Source organism: Marinobacter sp. ATCH36 (assembly GCF_023555055.1).
In the GTDB taxonomy this organism is placed as follows: Bacteria; Pseudomonadota; Gammaproteobacteria; order Pseudomonadales; family Oleiphilaceae; genus Marinobacter.
The window spans coordinates 17,072-42,046 of sequence record NZ_JAMJPL010000001.1 but is presented as its reverse complement, the minus strand read 5'-3'; the positions used below and the strand labels follow the sequence as shown (position 1 = coordinate 42,046).

The following is a 24,975-nucleotide window of genomic DNA, read 5'->3' as shown; positions in this document are numbered from 1 at the left end:
TTAACGACCGGACTTAACGTTGGTCCAGGTACGGGTCATCAGGCGCTGGGCGTCCTGGGGCCGGCCTTCCATGATGTACAGCTTCTTCATCACTTCATCGGTTGGGTAGATGCTGGTGTCGCCGAGGATATCCGGATCCACGAACTCATTGGCCGGTTTGTTGGGGTTGGCGTACCACACATAGTTGGTCACGTCCGCGATGATCTCCGGGCGCATCAGGAAGTTCATCAGCGTGTGGGCGTTTTCCACGTTCGGGGCGCCTGCCGGAATGGTCATCATGTCGAACCACAGCACCGCGCCTTCCTTGGGGATGGTGTAGCGGATGACGTTGCCATTCTCTGCTTCCTCGGCACGGGCAGCGGCCTGCAGGATATCGCCGGAATAGCCGGCGGCCACGCACAGGTCACCGTTGGCCAGGTCGCTGATGTAGCGGGAAGAATGGAAATAGGTAACGTTCGGACGAATGGCCTTGATCACCTCGCCGCCTTTTTTGATGTCATCTGCGTTGATGCTATTCGGGTCCAGACCTTTGTAGGCCATGGCCGCACGCACCATTTCTTCCCCCGAATCCAGCATCGCAATGCCGCAGCCGCCGGCGGCCAGTTTGCCGGTCACTTCCGGGTCAAACACCAGGGCCCAGGAGTCGGTTGGAGCATCATTCCCCAGAATTTCCCGGATACGGCCTTCGTTATAGCCGTAGCCATTGGTGCCCCACAGGTAGGGCAGGGAGAACTGGCTTCCCGGGTCAACCTTCTCCAGGTCATCCATCAGGTCCGGATTCAGGTTGGCCATGTTCGGCAGTTTGGCATGGTCCAGCTTCTCGAACGCTTTGGCGGAGATCTGCTTGGCGACGTAATGGTTAGATGGCACCACGAGGTCATAACCGGAACGCCCGGAGAGCAGCGCTGCTTCCAGGATCTCGTTACTGTCGTAGACGTCGTAGATCACCTTGATGCCGGTTTCGGCGGTGAATTTCTCCAGCGTGTCCTCGGCAATGTAATCGGACCAGTTGTAAACACGCACTTCTTCCGCTGCGAAGGCAGAAGACGCACCCAATGACACAGCAATAGCGACGGCAAGGGCCGCTGGCTTACACAACTTCAACATGGGTGTTTTCCCTCACTAAAAAGGGATGGATACAAAGCGTGCAGAGCGCACGCAGTAAATTGCAGGTCTTTCGCGCGATATTTATCACGAGAATGGGGAGCGCGCTATGAAAATTTTCCGTGCGGGGATCGGGGGTTGTGCCTATCTAAAGGTTCACGATCACCGATGATCGTTTATAGTGGGATGAGAATGGAATCCTGCGCCGAGGAGAACTGGTTGACAACTTATATCCTGCTCATCCTGGCTGTCGCCCTGCTGGTAGTAACCCTGCTCGGTAAAGTTCGCCTTCACGACTGGTGGATACGGGCCTGTGAGTTTCCCCGGGTACAGATTGCTGTCCTCACCGCCCTGGTTGCCGTCGTATCGTTCTGGCTGGCAGACGAGGGCCTGCGGGGCTGGGTGCTTGGCCTATGCGCCATAGTGCTTGTGCTGCAGTTGCATCGCATCCTCCCGTGGACACGCCTCTGGCCCCTGCAGGTGCGTCCCGCTGAATCGGGACAGGAAGAGCGCTGCGTAACACTGATGATTGCCAACGTGCTGACATCCAATCGCCACAGTGAAGGCTTGATTCGTCAGGTCCGGGAACGGAAGCCGGATCTGTTGCTGACATTGGAATCAGACCAGTGGTGGGGTGACCAGCTTGATGCGGCGTTTGGCGACTGGCCCACAATCATTCGGGTGCCGCTGGATAACCTTTACGGTATGCACCTTTATTCCCGGCTGCCGCTGGAGGAGGCAGAGGTGAAGTATCTGATCCAGGACGACATCCCCTCCATTCACGGCTGGCTGAAACTGCCTTGTGGGGACCGGGTGAAGCTTCACGCCCTGCACCCGCGTCCACCATCTCCCAGCGAAAGTGAGGAATCCCTTTGGCGGGATGCTGAACTTCTGCTGGTCGGCAAGCAGATCCATGAGGGCGGCTACCCCGCCATTGTTGCGGGAGATCTGAACGACGTGGCCTGGTCCCGCACCACTCGGCTGTTCTGCAACGTCAGCGGCATGCTGGACCCGCGACGGGGTCGCGGCATGTTCAACTCCTTCCACGCGGAACACTGGTTCCTGCGCTGGCCTCTGGACCACGCGTTCATTACCGAGCATTTCACGCTGGGCCATATCGAGCGGCTGGCGCCATTTGGCTCCGATCACTTTCCGATATTGGTGACCTTCTGTTTCCGACCATCAAGGGCGGATGAGCACGATGCGCCAGAGGCAGATCGCGATGAGCATCAGGAGGCCCGGGAGAATATTCGCGAAGGCAAGGTGAGGGAGCAGGGCGAGTAGCGTTATCCTTGAAACAGGGTTAGCATCAAGACACCCGAGAGAATCAGCAATCCGCCGGTCAGACGCCCCCATTCCTGCATTCGAGGCATGAGCTTTTCCGCCATTACATACAGAGTAATGGCTGCCATCCAGAGCAGGTTCATGACCCCGCCCACGAACATCAGCAGCATTAGCATCCAGCAACAGCCGATACAGAATGCGCCGTGGTGAAGGCCCATGACCAGAGCGCCACGCTCGCCGTCCCTCCATGAATTAAGCAGAAAATCGAGGGGTGAGCGGCACTGGGTCATGCAGGCATCTTTCAGGGGGCTCCACTGGAAAAGGCCGGCTCCAATCAGGAAGGCTCCGGCCAGCCGAGTATCAGTCTGGCCCATGGCCGAGGACATCAGCCCGAGGCTAAACAGTACCCACTGGGCAAAAGCGGCAGCCAGGCTGAACACAGTCCAGGCACCCAGGTAACCCATAATAAACAGCCAGGTCAGCCGCACGGCTTTTTCCCGCGGCCGGCGTTGGTGTTGTACCCGGGTAAAACCCAGGATCATGGGTGTGGCGCTGGGGAGCATCATGGTAATCATCATGATGCTCCACATGGCCGAAATACCCACCAGCAGGCCACCATCCCAGGCCGGGAAGGCAGGCATGGCAGCATGGTGACCCATTGCCCTTGCTGAATCGAACAGATAACCCCAGGTCAGCAGAATGACAACCACCATGCCACTGATGATCAGCCACCGGTCACGCTGGTAGGCTTTGGCGATCGTCCAGTTCACGATATCTTCTCCGCTTATGGTCCGGCGTAGCTGAACGGCGAGTAGGCGGCCGTGCGTTTGGCAGTATCAAGGTCAATACCGTAGGCCTGATGCTGCAACGATTCCGACGTACCTAACACCGCCGGATTGCCGGGCGCCACCGCAAATGGATGGTTGTGCAGGGTTACCGGCTGACCATCCGGCCCTTCGTTGGCGTGTACCACCGCGCCGCCGATTCGGCCCAACTTGAGACGTACTTCGCCCGCGTTGTATTGATAATCAATGGGCACATGCTCGACCCCCAATACTTCTCCGATGAAGGATGCCAGCACTTCCGGGTGGCCGCCGGCCTGACCGCCGAAGATCTGGCCCAGGGCTTCCCGCTGGGACTCGCTGGCGCTCTCGTCCAGATAGAGCACGACCTTCCAGTTACCGTCGGCCATATGCCCCGGCGAGTTCAGGGCCACCACGACGTTCAGGCCATCCAGGGATGTGTCGGCATGGTGGCCCTGGTTGATATGCCAGGCCACCAGACCGGTGCAGTCACCTTCCGTGGGGTGGCCCAGATGCAGGCAGGGGCATGCTTCCCGGCAGGTACAGCTTTCCAGGTAGTGGCCCTCCAGTTTCCATGTTGTGTCAGTCATGATTTGTCCTCCTTTGCGTTGTTCTGCATTGTTCACTATAGGTGCAGTTGACAGCTGTGGAGTGATGAGATCATGAGGATATTGTGAGGATTGCAGCCGTGGAGGCAGGGCCGGACTGCACTGCTACGGGTACTGGCGTATTATGGAAGTCACGGAGGTACTGGTTATGCAATCGCACGACACACCTGAACCGCCGGCTCCCCATGTAGCCCCGGGTTTTGTCGGCCGTCGCGAGGAACTGGCAACTCTGCATACACTGCTCGATGCGGATGGCCCCAGGGTCATGCATATCTACGGCATTGCCGGTATCGGCAAGAGTCGCCTGCTGGATGTGTTTGTCAGCCTGGCCAGGTCGCAAGGCGCGACTATCGTAAAGCTCGATTGTCGCAGCGTAGAGCCCACCATTGAAGGCTTCATGAGGGAGCTGTGCAAGGCCCTCGGCGGGCGTATCGGCAATCTGGATAAAGCCACTGCCCGCCTGGGTGAGCTTGGGGCCCGGGTGATCCTGGTGCTCGATACCTACGAAGTATACCGATTGATGGACACCTGGCTGCGCCAGACATGGGTGCCGGCACTGCCGGATAATGTCCGTCTGTTATGCCTGGGCCGCGAGAGGCCGTTGGCCGCCTGGCGGACTTCGCCAGAGGGAAGGTTTTGCGCCATGGCGGTTGGTCCTCTGGTTGAGGCTGAGGCCAGTAGTCTGCTGATCCGCGCTGGCGTGCCGGCCAAGGCGGCCGCACGCGTTGCCCATGCCACCCACGGCCATCCTCTGGCCCTGCAGTTGGCGGCTTCGGCCTATGCCGAACGGCCGGATCTGTCCTTCGAAGAAGTCAGTTTGCAACAGGTCCTTGAAGAACTCACTGACATGTTCCTGGCTGACGCCGGGGACCCGGTTACCCGACGCGCTCTGGAAGCAAGCACCGTAGTGCGGCGGGTTACCGTTTCCCTGCTCCGGGCTTTACTGCCGGATCTGGCTCCGCGCGATGTCTATGATCGCCTCCGTGGCCTGCCCTTCGTAGATCAGGCCGAAGACGGGCTGCTGATTCATGACGCCGTGCGCGAAGCCATTGCCCACTCTCTGCGGGCCCGGGATCCAAGTGCTTTCATTGGTCACCAGAAGGCCGCCTGGCAACAGCTTATCGAGGAAGCCCACGCTGCCGGACGGGCCGAACTCTGGCGCTACACCGCCGACATGCTCTACCTGATCGAAAACCCGGTCGTACGGGAGGCCTTCTTTCCCACCGGTACGCAAAGACTCGCCGTCGAACCGGCGACAGCGGACGATGATGCAGCCATTGTCAGTATTATCGAATGCAGGGAAAAGTCTGGTGCGGCGGCTCACCTGTGCAGGTGGTGGCGCCGGCGTCCCGATACCTTTGTTGTGGTCCGTGGTCGTGACGAACGGGTTCTGGGGCTGTGTTGCAGGTTTGTCGGTGCACGGGTGGAACCCGGCTGGCTAGGGGACGACCCCATTACCGCAGAATGGTGTTCCCATCAGGAAAAGAACCCCATTCCCGAGGGACAACAGGCGCTGTTCTGCCGGCGCTGGCTGAGCCTGGCTGAAGGCGAGGCCCCCTCGGAGGTTCAGGCGGCCATCTGGCTGGATCTGAAACGCACCTACATGGAGTTACGCCCTGCACTGCGGCGGGTTTATCTGACGGTCAATGATCTGGCCACCTACGCGCCCGTGGCCACGCGCCTGGGGTTTGAGGTGCTGGAAGGTCAAGAGCAGGTGCTGGACGGGATCACATTCTATAGCGCCGTACTGGATTTCGGACCAGGGTCGGTGGATGGCTGGCTGGCGGGGTTGGCGGCCGAAGAGCTGGGAATAGAGCGGGCCCCCGTGCTGGATGCCGAGGCTCGCGAATTAGTAGTGGACGGTTCCCGGATTGCGCTTACGCCCCTGGAATTCGGGGTCATCAAATACATGAGCGACCGAAGGGGCAAAGCGGTATCGAGAACCGACCTGCTGCGCAACGTATGGGATACCAATTACTTTGGCGGTAGCAACGTGGTGGATACGGTGGTCCGCAGCCTGAGGCGCAAGCTTGGTCCTTGCGCCAAACAGATGGAGACCGTAGCCGGGATCGGCTACCGTTTGCGGTAGCAGTATGGCATTTACGTCAGGTCATCAAGTATTTCCTGCACGTGCTCTGCCGGTTTGACCTTGCCGTAATGGCGCATAATCACACCCTTTTCATCAATCAGGAATGACTCCCGGTTCACGGACATCACCTGTTTACCGTACATGTTTTTCTGCTTGAGTACTTCGTACTGGTTGACCACCTCTTCTTCCGGGTCCGCCAGAATCGGGAAGTTCAACGATTCTTTCCGGGCGAATTTTTCGTGCGAACGAACTGTGTCGCGACTCACACCCAGCACCTGCACGCCATGGTTTTTCAGCTCGTCCAGCCGGTCCCGGAATTGCTGAGCCTCGATGGTACAGCCCGGGGTATCGTCACGTGGGTAAAAGTAGAGCAGGACTTTCTGTCCCTGATAATCCGACAGAGTGTGCTCTTTGCTTTCCTGGTCTTGCAGCGTGAAATCGGGCGCGGTTTTACCTTCCCAGCTCATGGGTTATTGCCTCCTTCAATGGTTTCAGTGACTTTCATTAAAGCACGAGCGCCGTTGCCAGGAAAATGCTGCTGGCGGTGGCCGGGTAATCCCGCAACTGCCCGAGTGTCATTCCGCGAAGGGTAATAGCCAGGGCGACAATCCGGGTAATGGTATCTTCGAACGCGCCCACCACAAAGGCTGCGGCAAAAGCCGTTATCAGGTTAACCAGTAATCAGGGGTGGCGCATACGGAAGGAGCTCAGCACGGAAGTACTGACCTGTTCTTCCTTATCAACACCGTACTGGGCGCCAGCCTGACCACTCAGCTCCGAGGCGATGCGTTCATAGAGCTTCCAGCCATGGACAACACCGACCACATGATGGGTGTCGTCAACAACCGGGTATAGCGGATAGTGGCGGTAGAGCACCTCTCCCACCGCCTCCTGTATCGATGTATCGGCGCCGGTGTCATCAGCTCCCCGATGGTTTCTTCGACGCCGGAGAGCACGGCCTTGGTGGCAAGATCCTCTGCCCCCACAGACTCCGCCAAGTGGGATGCTACATCCATCGCCTGCTCATGAGGCAGGCGTGAAAGCACAAACTGGATCTCGTCCGGTGCCAGCTTTGCCAACGATTCAGCTGCGTCAACCGGTGACTTTTCCCTGATTTCCTCCACTCGTTCAGTAATTCCGAGGTTATTTGGCACGGCGCGCTCCTGACAATGAGGGACAGTCTCGATAACAGTTTATACGTTTGTTATCGATAGTACGCAGTAACGGTGTCGGTGATCAGGGTGCGTCCACAAGAAAAAGCCTCTGGTGTGGTATGTGCCTATCTTGCAAAACGCCCCGGAAAGCTGGATAAAGAAGCGTTGAAAATCCCTGTGCCGGCTCCTCGCCACAGGCCTGTTTGAGTTCTGGAAGGCTTTCCCTATGGGTTCTGGTTTTGCGAGCGCTGACGCATTCCTCAAAGCGCACCCCGAACTGCAGTTTGTTGATCTGCTGATTCCGGATATTAACGGTATTGTCCGCGGCAAACGGGTGGACCCGTCGACCCTGGCCAAGGTGTTCAGGCGCGGCATTGCCCTGCCGGCGTCAATCTTTGCGCTGAACATTCAGGGCACGACTGTGGAAGAAACCGGCCTGGGGCTCGACATCGGCGAGGCGGACAGAGTGTGCCTGCCTATCGACGGCACCCTGACCATGGAACCCTGGCAAAAGCGACCTACCGGTCAACTGCTGCTGACCATGTACGAGCTGGACCGCAAGACACCCTTCTTCGCAGACCCGCGTGTGGTACTGCAGAACATCGTCAAACGTTTCGATGAGTTGGGCCTGACCCCGGTGGCCGCCTATGAGCTGGAGTTCTACCTGATCGACCAGGAAAACCTGGCGGGCAGGCCCCGGCCGCCCAAGTCGCCTATTTCCGGTAAGCGTCCCGCCGGTACCCAGGCCTATTCCATTGACGACCTGGATGAATACGCGGAATTCCTGGCGGATGTGTTGGATGCGGCCCACGAGCAGGAGCTGCCGGCGGATGCCCTGGTGGCGGAATCCGCGCCCGGCCAGTTCGAAGTAAACCTGCATTACGTGGATGATGCCGTGCGTGCTTGCGACCATGCCACCCTGCTCAAGCGGCTGATCAAGAACGTGGCCTACGACCACGAAATGGACACCACCTTCATGGCCAAGCCCTACCATGACCAGGCGGGCAGTGGCATGCACTTGCATGTGAGCCTGGTGGACAGGGAAGGGCATAACGTGTTTGCCGGCAATGCCGAGCAACCCAACGAGATGCTGCTTTGGGCTGTTGGCGGGTTGGTGGCTACCATGAACGATGCCATGGCGCTGTTCTGCCCCAACATAAATTCCTATCGCCGCTTCAGCCCGGAGTATTACGTGCCCAGTGCTGCGACCTGGGGCGTGGATAACCGCACCGCGTCCTTGCGCCTGCCTGGCGGCGATCCGGAGGCATTGCGTATCGAGCACCGGGTAGCGGGCTCTGATGCGAATCCCTATCTGCTAATGGCGGCGGTTCTGGCGGGTATCCATCACGGCATTACCAACAGGATCGAGCCACCACCGGTTACGGTGGGCAACGCCCACGAGCAGCACGAAGCCAGCCTGGTAAATAACCTGCGCGATGCACTGCGGGAATTGGGCCAGTCATCGGTGATGGAGGATTATCTGGGGCGGGATTTCATGGACGTGTTTGTGGCCTGCAAGGAGCACGAACTGGCTGAATTCGAGATGACGATCTCGGATCTTGAATACCTGTGGTACCTGCACACTGTCTGAGACTTTGACCACACCTGAATAACGGCGCCCAAGTGGCGCCGTTTCGCATTTACTGCACTAATCAAGCATAAGCCAGGTCGATTTGATCTCGGTGTACTTGTCGAACGCATGGAGGGACTTGTCCCGGCCATTGCCGGACTGTTTGAAGCCACCGAAAGGCGCGGTCATGTCGCCGCCATCATAATGGTTAATCCACACGCTGCCGGCCCGCAAGGCCTTGGCCACTTTGTACGCGGTGTTGATGTTGGAGGTCCAAACCGCTGCTGCCAGGCCGTAAATAGAGTCGTTGGCAATGTTTATGGCCTCCTCCGCGGTGGTGAAGCCGATCACCGACAGTACCGGTCCGAAAATTTCTTCCGAGGCGATACGCATGCGGTTGTTCACCCCGGCGAATACCGTGGGTTGAACGAACAGGCCGCCGGTGTCTTCCATCACCCGTTTCCCGCCTTCCACCAGAGTTGCCCCTTCGGACTGGCCGATGCCGATGTACTCGATGATGCGGTCCAGTTGGGCCTGATCGACGATGGCGCCGCAGGTGGTGGCCGGGTCCAGGGGATGGCCAGGGTGCCAGGTTTTCAGGGCCTCACGGATCAGTCCGATAAACTCTGCCCGAATACTCTCTTCCACCAGCAATCGGCTGCCGGCGGTGCACACTTCACCCTGGTTGAAGGCAATGGCGCTGGCGGATTCAGCGGCTGCTTTTTTCAGGTCCGGGGCGTCGGCAAAGACGATGTTGGGGCTCTTGCCGCCGGCCTCCAGCCACACCCGTTTCATGTTGGACTGGCCGGCGTAGATCATCAGTTGCTTGGCGACATTGGTGGAACCGGTGAACACCAGGCAGTCCACATCCATATGCAGCGCCAGAGCCTTGCCCACGGTATGGCCGTAGCCGGGCAGCACATTGAACACACCAGCGGGAATGCCGGCTTCCTTCGCGAGGACCGCCAACCGAATAGCGGTAAGCGGGGATTTTTCGGACGGTTTGAGGATGACAGAATTGCCGGTGGCCAGTGCCGGCGCAATCTTCCAGGCCGCCATGATCATCGGGAAATTCCAGGGCACGATGGCTGCCACCACGCCAATAGGTTCCCGGGAAATCATACCGATCTGGTCGTGGGGTGTGGCGGCCAGCTCGCCATATACCTTGTCGATGCCTTCGGCGGTCCAGCGGATGGCCCGGGCGGTTGCCGGCACATCCACACGGCGGGCATGGGCGATGGGCTTGCCCATGTCCAGGGTTTCCAGCAGGGCCAGTTCGTCACCATGGGCCTCGATCAGTTCCGCGAAACGAACGAGAACAGCATTGCGTTTGGCAGGTGCCACTTGGCTCCAGACACCGCTTTCGAAGGCTTTCCTGGCGGCGGTCACCGCAAGGTCGGCATCGGCCTGGTCGCAACTGGCAATCCGGGTCAGCTCACGCCCGTCCACCGGGCTGGTGCAGGAAAAGGTCTCGCCACTCACAGCCCATTGATAGTCGCCATTCACGTAGGCGCGGCTTTCAAAGGTGAGCTTATCTGCCATGGCTTGCCAGCCGGACCGGTCGGTGGGTGTGGTGGAAGGTTCTGGATGACTCATGGCAGGCTCTCAGGCAGGGGAATTCGCCAATCATAGCAGCACTTTCACGGCCAATCCCGGCTTCTGGTATAGGTAGAAGAACCTGTCTTCCCGAATGCCGGGTCCTGGAATACACTTGCCTCGGTGGCCCCTTTTTCTAGCCGCTTCCGGATTGTTCCTTGATCAACCCCCTGATCAGCCCGTCACCCTGTATGGCGCCCCTTATGATCCAGTATTCCCCAGTTCCTTCCTGTTACGCAGCCTCTGCCAACAAGGCACCCCGACGCCCGGCGTTGCAGGGCCAATGCGAGGCAGATGTGTGCGTCGTGGGTGCCGGTTATACCGGTTTGTCGGCGGCGCTTTTTCTGGCTGAATCCGGGTATCGGGTCGTGGTGCTTGAAGCGGCAACGGTGGGTTGGGGTGCCTCCGGTCGCAATGGTGGTCAGATTGTAAACAGTTTCAGCCGGGACCTGGACAATATCGAGCGCCAGACGACACCAGACCATGTGCGCCTGCTGGCAGACATGGCCTTCGAAGGTAGCCAGATTATCCGGCAGCGGGTGCGGGATTACCGGATCCGTTGTGATCTGAAGGAGGGTGGAATCTTCGCGGCCCTGAATCCGCGTCAGCTTCGTCACCTGGAATCCCAGCAGGCCCTGTGGCACCGCTTCGGCTACGACAAGCTGGAACTGCTGGACCAGGAAGCCATCCGCGCCCGCATAGGCACCGATCGTTACGTAGGAGGTGCCATCGACCACACCGGTGGGCATATCCATCCGCTCAATCTGGCTCTGGGTGAAGCGGCCGCGCTGGAATCCAGGGGTGGGGTAATCCATGAACATTCTGAAGTCATTCAGATTCTTCCCGGAGAACCTGCAACGCTAAAAACCAGGGAAGGGGAGGTGAAAGCTCAGTTTGTCGTTCTGGCCGGTAACGCTTACCTGGGCGGCCTGGTACCGGCGCTGGGCGCCAAGTCCATGCCCTGCGGCTCGCAGATCATTGCCACCGAGCCTCTGGATGAAGACACCGCAAAGCGGTTATTGCCGCAAGATAATTGCGTGGAAGACTGCAACTACCTGCTGGACTACTTCCGTCTCTCCGGCGACAAGCGCCTGATCTATGGTGGCGGCGTGGTCTATGGCGCCCGCGATCCGGCCAACATAGAACGGCTGATCCGCCCGCACATGATCAGGACATTCCCGGAGCTGGCGGATGTAAAGATTGATTACGCCTGGAGCGGCAACTTCCTGCTTACCCTGTCACGGCTGCCACAATTGGGTCGCCTGCAGGATAATGTGTTCTATTCCCAGGGCTGCTCCGGCCACGGTGTTACCTTCACCCATGTGGCGGGCAAGGCACTGGCCCTGGCTATCGAGGGCCAGTCCGAACGCTTCGACGCCTTCGCCAGCCTGCCCCACTACCCGTTTCCCGGTGGACGGGCATTCCGGGTGCCATTGACCGCAATGGGTGCCTGGTATTATGCGTTGCGGGATCGGTTGGGGGTGTGACTAACCCCGGGTACGCCCGAAAAGGCGTGTTAAGGGACGCCTATTCTGAAATCATCGTCCAACGCTTGCCAATGCGCTCTCAAGATATGTTTGTGGGCGTTCGCCATGGGTAGCTCCTGAAGGGCCTTTGGCCACAAGATTCGGGCTTTTTCCAGTGTGTCGTCCAGGTGCGGCTTGATGGCCCGCCAGGGTACCCCGGATTTCTCTGCCCACAACTGGAAGTGATTCATGGTCGTGCTGTACCACCGCTTGTTTTTCCCCAGATTGAGCGCAAACTCACTCTCATTCTCGATGTAAACGCGGGTTGTGACGATGTCGTAGGCCGGTGAAAGCCGGGGCGCAACCTGGTCAGGATAGATCAGGCTCCAGTTTTTCAGGTGGGCATCCCCATTGGCCAGCAGGATGTTCACCAGCAGTCTGCGTGCAAATTGCTGGGCATCTGCGAGGCCATCGCCGGAATAGTCGTAAACCACCCTGCCAATCTGCTCGTAGTTCGCCGGACTGTATTTTTCGTGGGGGTACTTCACCAGGACCTGTGCAAAGTCCTCCATGTGAATGCGTTTTTGCCCGTCCCGGTCAAACCGCCTGATCGCAAATGCCTGCTTTTCCTCCGGTAGATTAATAGGCGGAAGGTTGTCGAGTTTGTCCAGGGCTACGAGCTTTATATCCGGAATATTGATTCCCGCCAGGGATGCCAAGCTCATTGCTGTGTATTCGTTGAGGGGCACGTGGCTGTGCTTTGTAGATGGGGTTTTGATAATCCAGTCGCCCAGTTCGTCCCCCTTCGTCAGATTGTAGCGTCCTTCCTTTTCCTTCATGGAAAATTTCATCTGGACGCCCGCCAGCGAGAACCTGTTTTCGAGGCTAGGCTTCTCGAACTTCACAGCCTTCGCCTTTGCGTGGGTGGATAAAACGCTGTCCGGAACGTCTTCGGGTTCCATGGGAGTGGCAATCAATGCGCCTGGCAGGTCCTCCCCAAGATAGGAAAACAGGTGAAATTCGTTGTCGACATGAACTTTCAGACTCTGCGCAATCAGTTCCCTGAGCGACCCTTCCGGTAAGAGGTTGGATAGCGAAGGATGGAGCCTTTGGTTACGAGCCCAGGACTCTGCAACAAGCTTTTTGGAGTTCGGGAAATGGGGGTGAGTGATCAGGCTGAATGTCGGGCGGTTTATATCGTTTCTGAACTCATCCGCAAAACTCAGAACATTGCGGCCATTCCTGAAGCCGGCCAGATAGCCAACCCGTCTTCCGTGCAGCGTTAATTGGAGTACATTGACGTCCCCGGATGTGGTCTCACTCACTCATTGTCCTCCAGCAAATCCCGCCAGGGGTCATCCGAGAGCGGCTTTTCTGTTTCGGAGGGAGAGCTATCGTGAGTGGAGTGGTTGGTTGTTGTGCCCTCCAGGACGGCCATGACCGCTTCCAGCTTTTCCTGAGGAACCAGCATCAGTTCGCTTTTCAGTCCCAAGGCTATCAGTTCAAGCGTATCGAGCCTGGGGTTACCCTTGGACTCCAGGCGCTGATATTGCTGGCGGGACATGCCGACACGCATCATCATGTCGTGCTGTTTCAGTCCCATGTCCAGCCTGCGCTGTTTGATTTGGTCCAGTAGTGAAGTCATACAGAAACTTATTAGTTGCTTTTATGAGTAATAGAAGCATACTAGTTTCTTTATGATTTTTCAGCAACTAATAAGTTGCTTGTTGTTGGTGGTGGGTCCGCAGAAAAGAAAAAGCGGCTTATGTGTCGCCGTATATGGACAGCTCTTGGTTGTGTCGTTCGGGCTTGGGATCGTGAACGGACTCCACGGTTTCAATCTGCGCAATATACTCAGCCGGCAGGCCGTTCTCCCGGGCGCCGATAAGCACGTGGTCCCTATACCAGTGGAAGGGCTTAAGCGAGTTGTTGATGCGCGTGGCGTAATACATCCACGCTTTGAGGTAGCCCTTCCCGGTTTTCAGCTCTATCTGCTTCTCATCGTAGCCAAACCCCAACGCCTCATGTCGATCCAGGTCCGGCTTTTCTGCATCGGCAATTTCGAAAACCACTCCCATAACCCGGTCATCCTGGTTGCCGGTTTCTTCTGCGTTGCATTTGGCGGAGCCGTCCATGGCGGATTTATGGAATCTGAGCCGGTAGCCGGGGAGTTCTGTGACAGTGACAAAGCGAGCTGACGGGACTCTTGCCCGGAGCCTGCGTTGTGACATATTTGAGCCGTAACAGAAGCAGAGCATTGGACCTCCTGATATTTACCCAACAAACATCTTCTTCGCCAACGGCAACCCCTTCAGCCCGCTTACGGCCACAGTCGTCAATAAACCGCCAATCATCGCCCCGGCCACGCCACAGGTCATCACATCCTGGCCGGTGAGGTACAGGCCGGGGATGCGGGTTTTTGGCTTCAGCCAGTCCTGCTCGAATCGGCTTGGCGTGTGGTTCAGGCCGTAGATTTCGCCCCTGCTGTAGCGGCAGAAGTGGTCAGTGGACAGCGGCGTGGACAGCTCGTAATAATCCACCTTGTCTTCCAGGTGCGGGAACTTTTCGTACAGCTTGGCCAGTAACCGCTGGGCGTAGGCTTCCTTCTTTACCTCGTAGTCTTCGCCGCGCTTGCCCCAGGTTTCATCCGCCCAGTCTGCGTACCAGTCGTAGGGCCCGGGGGCGACGATCTCGATGGTAGCGCGGCCAGGGTAGCGTTCTGCAAAGCTTGGGTCCTTGGCGGAAGGGAAGGAAATGTAGGTCAGCGGAATATCCGTCTCCTCCGGCGACGCCAGGAAGTCGCTGACGTGTTTTTCGTAGTCCGGGCCAGGGTATATCCAGTAGTTGGTTTTCGGTAGCTTCAGGTTCTCCGCGGTGTCCTGCAGGCCAATGTACAGACAGTTGCTGGCCATGGAGCGTTCCACGGTTTTCAGCTTCTGCTGGTAATAGTCCCAATGCGGCGCAGTTTCCGGCAGCAGCTTGTCGAAGGTATTGAAGACACCCGCGTTGCTGATCACCAACGGGGCGCGGACTTCTTCTCCGTCCGCCATCCGCACGCCGACCGTCTTGCCTTTTTCAATCAGTATGTCCGTCACGTCGGCGTAGGTGAACACCTCGCCTCCGCTCTGCTGTATGACCGGGATGATGGTTCTCGCCATTTCCGAGGCGCCGCCGATGGGGTAGTAGCCACCGTAAAGATAATGGCGGGCAATCAGGGCATGGATGATAAAGCTGGATTCCGCTGGCGGCAGGCCGTTGTCGCCCCACTGGCCGGTGAGCACGGCAATCAGTTCCTGGTTGCTGGTCAGGCTCTCAAGCACGTCCCGGGTTGGCTTGTTGAGATAGGATGGCGCGGCCCGGTCAACAAGTTTGCGCAGCGGGCCAGCCGCAAGGTCGGGAAGAACCTTGCCAATCACCAGCCCCGGCATGGCCTTGGCCACTTTGCGCAGATAATCCAGGTAGGTATCGATGGCATGCTCTTCGCCCGGGAACGCTTTCTTCAGCTCGGCTTTGAAGTTGTCCGGCCCGGCCACCAGGTCGACATGGCGGTCGCCTATGAAGATGCGGTCAAAATGGTTGTCCATGGGGGCCCACTTCAATTGGCCGTCGGTAATGTGGTCGAAAAGGCGCTTGGTCAGGGTGTGGTCGGCGCCCACGTCACCTATGTAATGCACACCTACGTCCCACTCGTAGCCGTTGCGGTCGTAGCTGTGGGTGAACCCGCCGGCCGTGTAATGCTGTTCGAACACCACGACTTTCTTGCCGAGCTTGCTCATGCAGGCGGCGGTAGTAAGCCCACCAATGCCGGAGCCGATAACAATGGCGTCGTAAGGTCCGTCCAGTCGATTGGCGCGGTAACGACGACCGACACGAATGGTGCTTGGTTTGGGGCTGCTCATGATGGGGTGTCCTTGTTGTCATCAGAGAGCTGAGGCTTTTTGCTGGCGAAATCGGTTTCTGCAAACACCTCTGACAGAATAGCTTGCTCGATGTAACTGCGTTGCCCGGATTTGGCGGGCAGCCTGACAGTCAGATGAATTTCGTTGGCCACGGGGGCCTGGATGGTCACCCTTGGGTCCACGGACGGCACTTCCAGGCCCCGCAAAACACCAACCTTGTTCATGTGTTTGCGAACCGCCTCAAGATAGGGCTCGCAATGGCGATTGGCGGCGTCCAGCAGGGCTTTCTGGGCGGCATGCCAGTCATCTTCCCGTTTAAAGGGCACGGTGAAAACATGGAAGTCCCAGTGGTCAGTAAAACTTTCATTGATCACCGGTTCAGACACGAACAGAGCGTTGGGAACCACGATCATCCGCCCGGTGCGCTGGTGACCTGTTTTGCCGGGCCCAACTTCAAGGATGGTGGTTGCCAGCAAGGTCTGGTCGATGACATCACCTCGAAAATCCTTTACCTGTATACGGTCTCCCAGATTGAAAGAGCCGGCGCCGCTTTTCAGGATTGCGCCGGACACACACAGGATCAATTCTTTGGTGGCAACCACAAAGGCAACTGCAATGGCGACGATGGACAGCGCCAGGGAGCGGATCTGGTCACCCCAGATCAACGCCAGGCCCAGTATCCCCAAAAGCAGAAAGCCGTTGCGGAAGTTCACCAGTAACCGGCCCCGCAACTCCGATGAAGTCACGTTTCGTCGTATAAAGCGCGCAGTCAGAGTCCGCAGGATGATGATAGCCAGAATCAGCAGCCCGGTACTGATCAGCAGCCTCATCATAGAGTCCGGCAATGTTAAATTTTCAGGGGCCAGGGCCAAACTCTCCAGCATGTTTCAGTTCCGCGACAGGTAAATGTGACAGTGCATTGTCGGGGGAAAGATGGCATGTAACAAGTCAAAAAGGATGTCGTACCAACGTGTTCAGCTTCGCTTTTTGCGCCAACGCACCGGCGGCGAACCTGTCCAGCGCTTAAAGGCTCGATAGAAAGTACTTACTTCCGCAATACCCAGCGACTCGGCAATTTCCGGCAAGGACGCATCAGTGTCCGCCACCGCCTGGTATCCTTGTAATGGCCCAAGCCGGGGCTGGCTGAACTGCACTCGCGCCGGATGCGTGAAAGAGCTTTTGCTGGCCAACCTGCACAACGCCCGCAAGGGCAAGGTTCCGGTTGTGAATATTGTTGGCGATCACGCCACCTATCACGTCAAATACGATGCCACCATTCAAGTGATTGCCTCAGTCATTCGCTCTGGCAAGAAAACGGCCCTCCTTATGGGCGGGCATTCGCTGCGGGCCCCCACCTGATCGAGGCGATGATTCCGGAGTCACTCAGTGTGAAGCGGAAGCTGGCGCCGTAGTATAAGGGACAAGTCGTCTAACGAATGGCCGCCTGGCCGGAAATTATTCGGGCCAGATGGGCGGCCACTCCCCGTTGCGCTCTGCATACCGCTCGATCGGCTCGCTCTGGTATCCGCTGTTGTAGCGCGCTCTTACGCTGGCATGCACCCAGGTTTTGATCTCGTTCAGTGGGGGTATCTCCCGCACCAGTTTCCCCAGTAACCGGTATTTGCCCTTGTATTCGTTGTGCTGCTCGGCGGTGGTGTGGGTGGTGGTTGGCAGGGTATCGTTGAACACCAGCTTCTGCTTTGTCGCTTCTTTTGCCATCCACAGCAGAGGAATATCGGCCAGGATGCGGCCTTGTTTGTCCGGGCCATAGCCGCCACCAACATCGGAATGCGCACCGGCGAACCAGACCTGCTCAATGTCTGTCCCGGCGCGGGGTTCCCAGAGAGTAGGCTCGAAATCCTCCCGATGTTCATCCAGCGACAGGGCGTGCCGAGCCGTCCCGATGTTGCTGCCGATCTCGCGGTCGTAGAACAGGTCCTGGTCTTTGATCAGGCCGAAGAAGGTAAACGGTAGGCCAAGGGCGCCAACGGTGTCCCACACGCCGACGAATTTGATGGGGGTACGTTCTTCAACAGAGAATTGGCGTTTCCATGCCATGGCGTGGTCGCTGTTGGCCTTGTGCTTTTTGACTTTGTAGAGCTTGAAGGCGTTCTGGATCAGATAAGCGTTTTCTTTGCGCAGAATACTGCAGTTGTTGATCATCCCGCACAGGCTGCGGGCGGTGTAGGCGCCCCGGCTGAAGCCGAAAAGAAAGATGTCGTCGCCGGGCTCGTAGTTGTGAACCAGGAAGCGATAGCCGTCCATCACGTTCTTTTCAAGGCCGTGGCCGGTGGCGCCGGCGAGGATCTCATCGTGGTATGAGCCGATGCCCCAATCGTAGAAAACCACCTGTTCAACGCCGTTACCATCCGATGGACGAATGGCGCGGGCGAACTGCAGTACGTTGGTGGGGAAGTCCTCGCCGATATTTACTTCCGGGCGGTTCCATGTGCCGTCAAAGCAGATGGCGATGCGTTTCATGACGCCGACCTCCCCTCGCTGATGTTTCCTCGTATTATTATAGCCAGGTCAGACCAATGCTGATAATGACGCCGGTGATAATCAGCAGCATCAGGCAGTATCCCATGATGTCCTTGGCCTTCAGGCCGGCAATGGCCAGCACTGGCAGGGCCCAGAACGGTTGCAGCAGGTTGGTCCAGGCATCGCCCCAGGCAACGGCCATGGCTACCCGAGGTATGTCGGCACCCAACTCTTGCGCCGCCGGCAACATGACAGGGGCCTGCACGGCCCACTGGCCGCCGCCGGAGGGCACGAAGATATTGACCAGGCCCGCACTGATAAAGCTCCAGAAGGGCAGGCTTTGAGCGCTTGCCATGGATACAAAGCCCTGGGATATGCTGGCCGCCAGGCCGGAGGCCGTCATCACCCCCATAATCCCGGCATAGAAGGGGAACTGGATGACAATACCGGAGCCCCCTTTGACCGCCTCGTTCAGGCTGGTCAGCAGGCGTTTCGGCGTCTGGTGCAGAATAATGGCAAGGAACAGGAACATGAAGTTCACGATGTTCAGGTTCAGGCCGCCACCGTCGATGAAATACTGGAAGATGAACGCGATACCGCTGAACCCGATCAACCAAGCAAGCGTTCTGCTGTTCTCGATGTGGTCCGCTGGGCGATTGATAACAACAGCCGTATCGGGTTCGTCGTCCAGGATGTTCGGGTCCGCGTACACGCTCTCCCGTTCTTCAGGCAGCATAAGACGGTTTACCAGTGGCACGACGATGAAAAGAGCGACCACGATGGCCAGGTTAAAGAACGCGAAAATAGTGTCGCCGGTACCTATGACACCGATGACGTCTTCCGTGAAGTGGCCTTCGGTGGCAATGACCAGTGGAATGGAGCCTGCAAGTCCGCCGTGCCAGACGATAAACCCGGAATAGGCACTGGCGATCAACAACGGATAGTGAACGCGAATCTGGCGCGCCAGAGCCTTGGCAAACAGTGCACCCACCACCAGGCCAAAACCCCAGTTAATCCAACTGGCAATCAGAGCCACGAAGGTAACCAGAATAATCGCCTGCCCCGGTGTGCTGGCGAGCGAGGCAATCCGGTTAAGAATGCCGCGTACCAGCGGAGTGCTCGCCAGCATGAAGCCGGTTACCAGCACCAGCAGCATCTGCATGGAAAAGGTCAACAGGTTCCAGAAGCCATCCCCCCACATCTCAATGACGGCCATCGGGCCATGGCCTTCGAATACCATGGCCGCGATGAACGACAGCAGGGTAAGGATGATCACGAACAGGTAAGGGTCTGGCAGATACTTGTCCACCATACTCACCAGCGGTCTGGACGCACGATCTAACATAGTGTTCTCCTTTGTTATTTTTGGCTCTTACCTAGCGTAGCAAGCAAATCGGAAAACGCATTGTTGGCCGGTCGTTCGTGACCGAAAATCCAGCTCCGTCGAACCAGATCAGTTTTGCAGGCGGATGTCATCTTTCCATCGAAATCCCACGCCCCCGGCCTGCCAGACACCATCTTTATTGAACGGATGAGGCCCGTTGATATTGATGTATTGTGGCAATCCAAAATGGGGCGACAGGTCCCGTTTTGATTTGATCGTGACACGATCCATGATCCTCAATCCCTGCTTTTCAGCCGGCATGTGAGCTTCAGGTGCTGCTCTGTGGGCCAGTGCCCAGTTATCGATGTAGAGCAGGTCACCCGTGTCGTAGTGATAGCGTATCCCGTATCCCTTTTCGAACGACGCATTCATCAGATCGTTATAGTCATTGAAAAGCTCCTTCATTTCGTCTTCGGTCAACAAACGAAATTTGTCGGCGGTCGCAGGCTGCTTTTTCAGCTCATCAATAGCGACACCATCCTCCGGCAGCCGCTCGATAATGGCGCCGGTCATTCCCAGGTGAAGCCATACGCTCTTCTTTCCGGAAACGGGATGAGTGTGGACCACGGGATGAGTCACACTGGAAGCGGAATTCACGGAGACGAGGCGCTCCCAGAACGCCTGCTTTTCCTTCGGAAGAACATCGAAGGCCGCGCCCTGGTGAGCGAAGTGCGTGCCGCCTCCCTGTTCCGGCGCTCGAGCCATGTAGTACGCGGAGTGCGAAAACGTGGCTGCTTCAAAACTGCCATCGTTGTGCCACTGAGGACCGACACCAAGGATGCCGTGGCGGCTGTCGTTGGAGCAGCGGAAGATGTGCCTGTTTCTTCCGGGCGTTGCAGGATGGACCCCGTGCGTTGAATGGATTTCGTGAGCGCCCCACCATTTGCTGACATCGACCAGTTCGTCAGCCGAGAGATCGGTTTGCTGTTTGAAGACGATGAACCCCCGATTCGCCATTTCCACTTCCAGGGCCTCAATAACAGGCTCGGGGAGCCTGGAGCGAACATCGGCCCCGTAGACCTCAACGCCAAGAGGTTCCAGCTGTTTGACCGTTAACCCCGCTTTCTCGATCAGCGATACGCGCTCAGGGTCTAGTGAAGGAATGGTCGGAATGATATTGCTGAATTTTTCGGATGGTTGTCCCATAGTTGCGAGCTGCCTCACTGGGTGAATTCCGACCAGCTTAACTGAGTGTATTGCAGTGACAAGCCCTTGGGCTTTAACCGAAATTCTCGCGGGGTTCTTTTGCGTCTCTCACCTGGCAGCCGTTATCCACCTTCGCGGAAACGCTTGATAAAGGCCTCGGACTCTGCAACTGACTGTTCCATATTGCGAATCAGTTCATCCACATCCTGGCGAATTTCCACCAGCTCGTTCTCCAGGGCGCCTATCGCCTGGGCGTTCAGGTTGTGCTTGAGATACAGCACCTGATCCTGAAATGCCTGCAAGACCGGGTCCATGCGTTCTTCGGCCGCGTGCATACGGCTGATCAGTTGACTGTACTGAACTCGAGTCTCATCAAGCTGCTGTTCGCTGCTCCGCCTGAGAGAGGCGCTCTCGTATTTATCAAGTTCGTCCTCCCACTCTTCAAACAGGTCTTCTGCAACCTCTTCCACTTTTTCAATACGGTCGCGGACTTTTTCCGCACTTGATTTGCTGTCTTCGTAGGCATCGCTGATCTCGGCGTACCGACCTTTGAGCTCGGTATCCGGCGTATCCACGACGCTCTGGAAGCGCTCCAGAGACGAACGGAAGGTTTCCTGGGCGTCGTTCTGGCTGTCCCGCGCGTTTTCCACCCGGTTTACCAGGATGTCGCGCTTTTCATACCCGAACTTCTCCATGGTGTCGTAGTACAGGGAGGAGCACCCGCCCAGAAGCGCGACACTGAGCAGCGACAGCCACAGCCGCCGGGCACCGGTTGGCGTGATTGAACTGATATTGAAAGCGGTGGACATTATGTAGTCTCTGTTTGGGAGTGGGTTCGGGAAGTGAACCATGGCAACGGGGTGCTGACAACCCGTTGTCATCGCCCCGCCTATCAATTCATGCCGCGGGCACCCGTGGAATACGAAAACGCCGCCGATAGACACTTGGGGTAACCCCGGTGCTGCGTTTGAAAAGCCGCCGGAAGAAAGCCGCATCTTCGTACCCGACCCGCCAGCTAATCTCGTCGATCGGCATGTCCGTTCGCTCCAGGCGGCGTTTGGCGTCCTCCACACGCAGGCGCTGGATGTAGGCAATGGGAGTGAGGCCGGTGGCGCTCGCGAAACGGCGTTTGAAGGTGCGTTCAGTGAGCATGGATCGGTTGATCATTTCCTCGACCGGGTGAGCGACTGAGAAATGATCCGCCAACCAGCGCTGGGCGCCCTCGATGTCTCCGTCTCCGTGGTCCATCCGGCCTTCAAAAATGATATAGGGTGAGAGTCCGTCCTGGTGCCATTGCAGGGCAAAACGGCGGGCGATTTCCTGGGCGCTTACCGCTCCGGCGTAACGGGTCACGAGATACAAGGCCAGGTCATGCCAGCTCATGGAGGCACCGGAGCTGACCAGATCCTCCCGTAAACCGGAAACCATCAAGGCCCGTTCAGGATGGATCGGTATCGCGGGGAATGCCTGCTGGAACGCTTTCGCATACCCGAAGTGGACGGTGGCATCCTTACCATCGAAAAGCCCCGTCTCGGCCAACAGAAAAATGCCTGAACACGCCGAACAGAGTATGGCGCCCCGCTGATGCATCTGCTTTAACCACGCCACCAGCCGCGGATAACGGCCAGGTTGCCAGCCGTCGGTACCCGGCAGCACTGACGGTACGATCACCACGTCACTGTACTCAATGCTATCGATGGCGCGTTGCACGTGAATTGGCATCTGGCTTGCCAGGCCCAGCGCACCCTCGGCCTCACCGACAATCTCGACATGAAACGGAACCCGGGCTCCCTCTGCCGCCATACCACTCAGGCTGACACCGTTCATCACATCAAACAGCCCGGCGATGGTGGATACCACGGCATCAGGCAGGGCTACCAGGCTGACGTGGCGAACCACAGACATCGAAAAGGCGGCTTGAGTGGGCATGGCGTCGTCCTCGAATCCCCTGTTGTGGGGACGTGGCAGAAACGAACCGTTTCTGGATGGTTCGCCTCTTAAGAATACACCCTAACTGCAGCGATGATGGCTATGGCATCTGCCAATCACACAAAGGAACCGCACATCATGAATACCGCCACGATTGACCAGAACAAACTGGAATCTTTTGTCGCACGCGCCGTCAGTGACCTGTCTTCCGCCTATGGCGGTGTGATGGTCAGCATCGGCAATAAACTGGGCCTTTATAAGGCCATGGCCGGCGCCGGCCCCATCACGGCTCAGGAGCTTGCCGCAAGCACGGGTTGCGCCGAGCGCTATCTCCAGGAGTGGCTGAACGCCCAGGCAGCGGGCGGCTACGTTGACTATCACTCAGCAAGCAACACCTATGAGCTCTCGCCGGAACAGGCCATGGTGCTGGCTGATGAAAGCAGCCCGGTGTTCATACCACCTGCATGGCAGACTCCGGCGTCCATGTGGTTCGACGAGGATAAAACCCTGGAAGCGTTCCGCACCGGCAAGGGCGTGGCCTGGGGCGAGCACAGCAGCGGCCTGCATTGTGGGTCCGCGGCCTTCTACCGTAACGGCTACCGGGCCAGCCTGGTGCCCGAATGGCTGCCCGCGCTCGAAGGCGTTGTCGGGCAGCTCGACCGAGGCATTAACGTGGCTGATGTAGGTTGCGGCCACGGCTACTCCACCGTGCTAATGGCCCGGGCATTCCCCCAGTCCAGCTTTTACGGATTTGACGTACACGAGCCTTCACTCAGCGAAGCGCGAGAGAATGCAACAACAGAAGGCGTAACCGATCGCGTTGCTTTCGACAAAGCCAGGGCAACCGACTATCCGGACCGGCAGTACGGGCTGATCTGCTTCTTCGACTGCCTGCATGACCTGGGCGACCCGGTCGCGTCGGTACGCCACGCCGCCCGGACACTCGCCCCTGGCGGCACCGTGATGCTGGTCGAGCCGTTTGCCGAAGACCACGTGGGGGATAACCTGTCGACCGTCTCACGGCTATTCTATTCGGCTTCGTCCACCATTTGTTGTGCCCACTCCATCTCGGAGGGTGGCACCTTGGTACTGGGGGCACAGGCAGGGCAAGCACGCCTGGAGAGGGTTTTCCGTGAGGCCGGCTTCAGCCATTTCCGGCTGGTAGCAAAAACGCCGTTCAACCTGATCCTGGAGGCGCGCCTCTGAGGTGGTCGGCTGTATAACTGCTATGTTTCCACAGTGATAGTGTCGATTCCGGGCGGGGTCGCCCGACATAGCAGTATCACCGGCCATTCAGAAGGAAAGCGCTATGCCACGGATCAAACAACGGATCGTTCCCCATCTCTGGTACGACACTGAAGCGCGGGAAGCGGCGCAACTATACGCCTCGCTGCTTCCGGAATCGGAGGTGACCAACATTACCACGCTTCGCAACACACCTTCGGGTGATTGCGATGTGGTGTCCATGAAGCTTTGGAGGCAGCCGGTCATGGCTATCAGCGCCGGGCCGTTCTTCCGAATAAACCCCTCCATTTCCTTAATGGTTAACTTTGACCCCGCACGGTTCGGGACATCGTCACCAACTCAGGCCGCGAGGGAAGCGCTGGATCATGCCTGGGACCAGCTCTCACGTGACGCCACAGTGTTGATGCCGCTGGACGAATACCCGTTCAGCAAACGGTATGGCTGGGTTCAGGACCGGTACGGCCTCTCCTGGCAACTGATACTCACCGATCCCGGCGGTGAACCCCGGCCCCCGATCATTCCCGCCATGCTGTTCGTCGGAGAGAACTGTGGCAGGGCGGAGGAAGCCATTCTGTTTTATCTGTCCGTATTCCGGAACTCGCAGCAAGGGCAGCTCCACCGCTACGAAGCCGGCCCAGGGCCGGACCGGGAAGGCACGGTGATGTTCGCCGACTTCATGCTGGAGAACACCTGGTTCGCAGCCATGGACAGCGCCCATGCGCATGATTTTGCCTTCAATGAGGCGCTGTCATTCCGGGTTAACTGCGACAGCCAGGAAGAGATTGATTACTACTGGGAACGGCTATCGGCCGTGCCCGAGGCGGAACAGTGCGGCTGGATCAAGGACAGGTTTGGGGTGTCCTGGCAGATTGTACCGGCGGAGCTGGATGACATGATGAGCCACGGCTCGCAGGCGCAGGTTGATCGGGTGACGCAGGCGTTTCTCAAGATGAAGAAGTTTGATCTTGCGGCTGTCAGGGCGGCTTATGACGGGGAGTGAGGTTGTTCGCGCTGGGTCTTCTCGGTGACCAGATCGATCGCGCAGCCGAGTAGATATTCCAGATAGAACTGCGGGCCAAAATAACGCTTGGAGGTTGCCGGGCCGTCGAACTCCACCAGCACATCAATATCACTGCCACTAGTTGCTGTATCGCGGGCGGTGAATCCAAATAGCGCCATACCTGCCAGTCGATCAAAAAGCCACTCCCGTGGTCGGG

Annotated in this window: 26 protein-coding genes; 7 read left to right on the top strand and 19 right to left on the bottom strand. The window is 57.9% G+C overall.

The genetic code is table 11. The annotated features are described in order from the left end of the window. Nucleotides 1–1,107, bottom strand: a complete 1,107-nt coding sequence (locus M8010_RS00205) for a polyamine ABC transporter substrate-binding protein (RefSeq protein ID WP_250086651.1) — start codon at nt 1,105–1,107, stop codon at nt 1–3. Nucleotides 1,108–1,323: 216 nt separating this feature from the next. Here M8010_RS00205 and M8010_RS00200 point away from each other — a divergent pair, with 216 nt between their 5' ends. Further along, entirely contained in the window at nt 1,324–2,388 is a 1,065-nt protein-coding gene (locus tag M8010_RS00200; RefSeq protein ID WP_250086649.1) for an endonuclease/exonuclease/phosphatase family protein, read from the top strand. 2 nt (nt 2,389–2,390) lie between these two features. On the opposite strand, the gene M8010_RS00195 is transcribed toward M8010_RS00200, so the two are convergent. Both M8010_RS00195 and M8010_RS00190 read right to left on the bottom strand, forming a co-directional pair. Continuing rightward, on the bottom strand, nt 2,391–3,158 hold the full coding sequence (locus M8010_RS00195; protein WP_250086647.1) for a DUF2182 domain-containing protein: 768 nt from the start codon (nt 3,156–3,158) through the stop codon (nt 2,391–2,393). A gap of 14 nt (nt 3,159–3,172) precedes the next feature. Next, nucleotides 3,173–3,781 (bottom strand): DUF1326 domain-containing protein, encoded by a 609-nt coding sequence (locus M8010_RS00190; protein WP_250086646.1) that lies wholly within the window; start codon nt 3,779–3,781, stop codon nt 3,173–3,175. A 166-nt stretch (nt 3,782–3,947) separates the two neighbouring features. Here M8010_RS00190 and M8010_RS00185 point away from each other — a divergent pair, with 166 nt between their 5' ends. After that, complete coding sequence (locus tag M8010_RS00185; RefSeq protein ID WP_250086644.1) at nt 3,948–5,888, top strand: winged helix-turn-helix domain-containing protein; 1,941 nt, start codon at nt 3,948–3,950, stop codon at nt 5,886–5,888. 11 nt (nt 5,889–5,899) lie between these two features. Here the strand turns inward: M8010_RS00185 and bcp are convergent, their stop codons facing one another. From bcp to M8010_RS00175, 3 genes are all read right to left on the bottom strand, one after another. Further along, a complete protein-coding gene (gene bcp, locus M8010_RS00180) occupies nt 5,900–6,355 on the bottom strand; it encodes a thioredoxin-dependent thiol peroxidase (protein ID WP_250086641.1) in 456 nt (151 codons plus the stop codon). A 37-nt stretch (nt 6,356–6,392) separates the two neighbouring features. Next, a complete protein-coding gene (locus M8010_RS19900; RefSeq protein ID WP_284047928.1) occupies nt 6,393–6,527 on the bottom strand; it encodes a hypothetical protein in 135 nt (44 codons plus the stop codon). Nucleotides 6,528–6,658: 131 nt separating this feature from the next. Further along, nucleotides 6,659–7,042, bottom strand: coding sequence for a hypothetical protein (locus M8010_RS00175; protein ID WP_250086639.1), 384 nt, complete (start codon nt 7,040–7,042; stop codon nt 6,659–6,661). Between the two features lie 226 nt (nt 7,043–7,268). Here M8010_RS00175 and M8010_RS00170 point away from each other — a divergent pair, with 226 nt between their 5' ends. Further along, on the top strand, nt 7,269–8,633 hold the full coding sequence (locus M8010_RS00170; protein WP_250086638.1) for a glutamine synthetase family protein: 1,365 nt from the start codon (nt 7,269–7,271) through the stop codon (nt 8,631–8,633). A 57-nt stretch (nt 8,634–8,690) separates the two neighbouring features. Here M8010_RS00170 and M8010_RS00165 read toward each other — a convergent pair whose 3' ends face one another. Further along, entirely contained in the window at nt 8,691–10,154 is a 1,464-nt protein-coding gene (locus tag M8010_RS00165; protein ID WP_250090064.1) for an aldehyde dehydrogenase, read from the bottom strand. Nucleotides 10,155–10,411: 257 nt separating this feature from the next. On the opposite strand from M8010_RS00165, the gene M8010_RS00160 reads away from it, so the two are divergent. After that, nucleotides 10,412–11,695 (top strand): NAD(P)/FAD-dependent oxidoreductase, encoded by a 1,284-nt coding sequence (locus tag M8010_RS00160; protein ID WP_250090063.1) that lies wholly within the window; start codon nt 10,412–10,414, stop codon nt 11,693–11,695. 29 nt (nt 11,696–11,724) lie between these two features. Here the strand turns inward: M8010_RS00160 and M8010_RS00155 are convergent, their stop codons facing one another. The 6 genes from M8010_RS00155 to M8010_RS00130 all read right to left on the bottom strand — a co-directional run bounded on the left by M8010_RS00155 (nt 11,725) and on the right by M8010_RS00130 (nt 16,679). Then, on the bottom strand, nt 11,725–12,999 hold the full coding sequence (locus tag M8010_RS00155; protein WP_250086637.1) for a type II toxin-antitoxin system HipA family toxin: 1,275 nt from the start codon (nt 12,997–12,999) through the stop codon (nt 11,725–11,727). Further along, nucleotides 12,996–13,319 (bottom strand): helix-turn-helix transcriptional regulator, encoded by a 324-nt coding sequence (locus M8010_RS00150; RefSeq protein WP_250086636.1) that lies wholly within the window; start codon nt 13,317–13,319, stop codon nt 12,996–12,998. The genes M8010_RS00155 and M8010_RS00150 overlap by 4 nt, the downstream gene beginning before the upstream one ends. A 118-nt stretch (nt 13,320–13,437) precedes the next feature. Continuing rightward, the gene (locus tag M8010_RS00145; protein WP_250086634.1) at nt 13,438–13,932 is read right to left on the bottom strand and encodes a gamma-glutamylcyclotransferase family protein; all 495 of its coding nucleotides are present in this window, start codon (nt 13,930–13,932) and stop codon (nt 13,438–13,440) included. Between the two features lie 15 nt (nt 13,933–13,947). Further along, complete coding sequence (locus M8010_RS00140) at nt 13,948–15,573, bottom strand: phytoene desaturase family protein (protein WP_250086633.1); 1,626 nt, start codon at nt 15,571–15,573, stop codon at nt 13,948–13,950. Then, nucleotides 15,570–16,457 (bottom strand): mechanosensitive ion channel domain-containing protein, encoded by an 888-nt coding sequence (locus M8010_RS00135; protein WP_250086631.1) that lies wholly within the window; start codon nt 16,455–16,457, stop codon nt 15,570–15,572. Before M8010_RS00135 ends, M8010_RS00140 begins: the two co-directional genes overlap by 4 nt. Before the next feature lie 90 nt (nt 16,458–16,547). Then, nucleotides 16,548–16,679, bottom strand: coding sequence for a helix-turn-helix domain-containing protein (locus tag M8010_RS00130; protein WP_250086629.1), 132 nt, complete (start codon nt 16,677–16,679; stop codon nt 16,548–16,550). Here M8010_RS00130 and M8010_RS00125 point away from each other — a divergent pair. Continuing rightward, nucleotides 16,669–16,932 carry a hypothetical protein gene (locus M8010_RS00125; RefSeq protein ID WP_250086627.1) on the top strand — a complete coding sequence of 88 codons (264 nt, stop codon included), beginning with the start codon at nt 16,669–16,671 and terminating at the stop codon, nt 16,930–16,932. The two genes, M8010_RS00130 and M8010_RS00125, sit on opposite strands and share 11 nt — an antisense overlap. A gap of 96 nt (nt 16,933–17,028) precedes the next feature. Here the strand turns inward: M8010_RS00125 and M8010_RS00120 are convergent, their stop codons facing one another. From M8010_RS00120 to M8010_RS00100, 5 genes are all read right to left on the bottom strand, one after another. After that, complete coding sequence (locus M8010_RS00120; protein WP_250086625.1) at nt 17,029–18,054, bottom strand: T6SS phospholipase effector Tle1-like catalytic domain-containing protein; 1,026 nt, start codon at nt 18,052–18,054, stop codon at nt 17,029–17,031. A gap of 37 nt (nt 18,055–18,091) precedes the next feature. Then, entirely contained in the window at nt 18,092–19,399 is a 1,308-nt protein-coding gene (locus tag M8010_RS00115) for a short-chain fatty acid transporter (RefSeq protein WP_250086623.1), read from the bottom strand. A 108-nt stretch (nt 19,400–19,507) separates the two neighbouring features. After that, nucleotides 19,508–20,584 carry a TauD/TfdA dioxygenase family protein gene (locus M8010_RS00110; RefSeq protein ID WP_250086620.1) on the bottom strand — a complete coding sequence of 359 codons (1,077 nt, stop codon included), beginning with the start codon at nt 20,582–20,584 and terminating at the stop codon, nt 19,508–19,510. A gap of 122 nt (nt 20,585–20,706) precedes the next feature. Beyond that, entirely contained in the window at nt 20,707–21,393 is a 687-nt protein-coding gene (locus tag M8010_RS00105; protein ID WP_250086619.1) for a DUF2959 domain-containing protein, read from the bottom strand. Between the two features lie 88 nt (nt 21,394–21,481). Continuing rightward, complete coding sequence (locus M8010_RS00100) at nt 21,482–22,513, bottom strand: GlxA family transcriptional regulator (protein ID WP_250086617.1); 1,032 nt, start codon at nt 22,511–22,513, stop codon at nt 21,482–21,484. A 153-nt stretch (nt 22,514–22,666) separates the two neighbouring features. Between M8010_RS00100 and M8010_RS00095 the strand changes: the two genes are divergently transcribed. Both M8010_RS00095 and M8010_RS00090 read left to right on the top strand, forming a co-directional pair. After that, entirely contained in the window at nt 22,667–23,719 is a 1,053-nt protein-coding gene (locus tag M8010_RS00095; RefSeq protein ID WP_250090061.1) for a class I SAM-dependent methyltransferase, read from the top strand. A gap of 103 nt (nt 23,720–23,822) precedes the next feature. Continuing rightward, entirely contained in the window at nt 23,823–24,758 is a 936-nt protein-coding gene (locus M8010_RS00090; protein WP_250086616.1) for a VOC family protein, read from the top strand. Here M8010_RS00090 and M8010_RS00085 read toward each other — a convergent pair. After that, a complete protein-coding gene (locus M8010_RS00085) occupies nt 24,743–24,946 on the bottom strand; it encodes a nucleotidyltransferase family protein (protein WP_349666090.1) in 204 nt (67 codons plus the stop codon). The genes M8010_RS00090 and M8010_RS00085 overlap by 16 nt on opposite strands. Nucleotides 24,947–24,975: the final 29 nt, after the last annotated feature.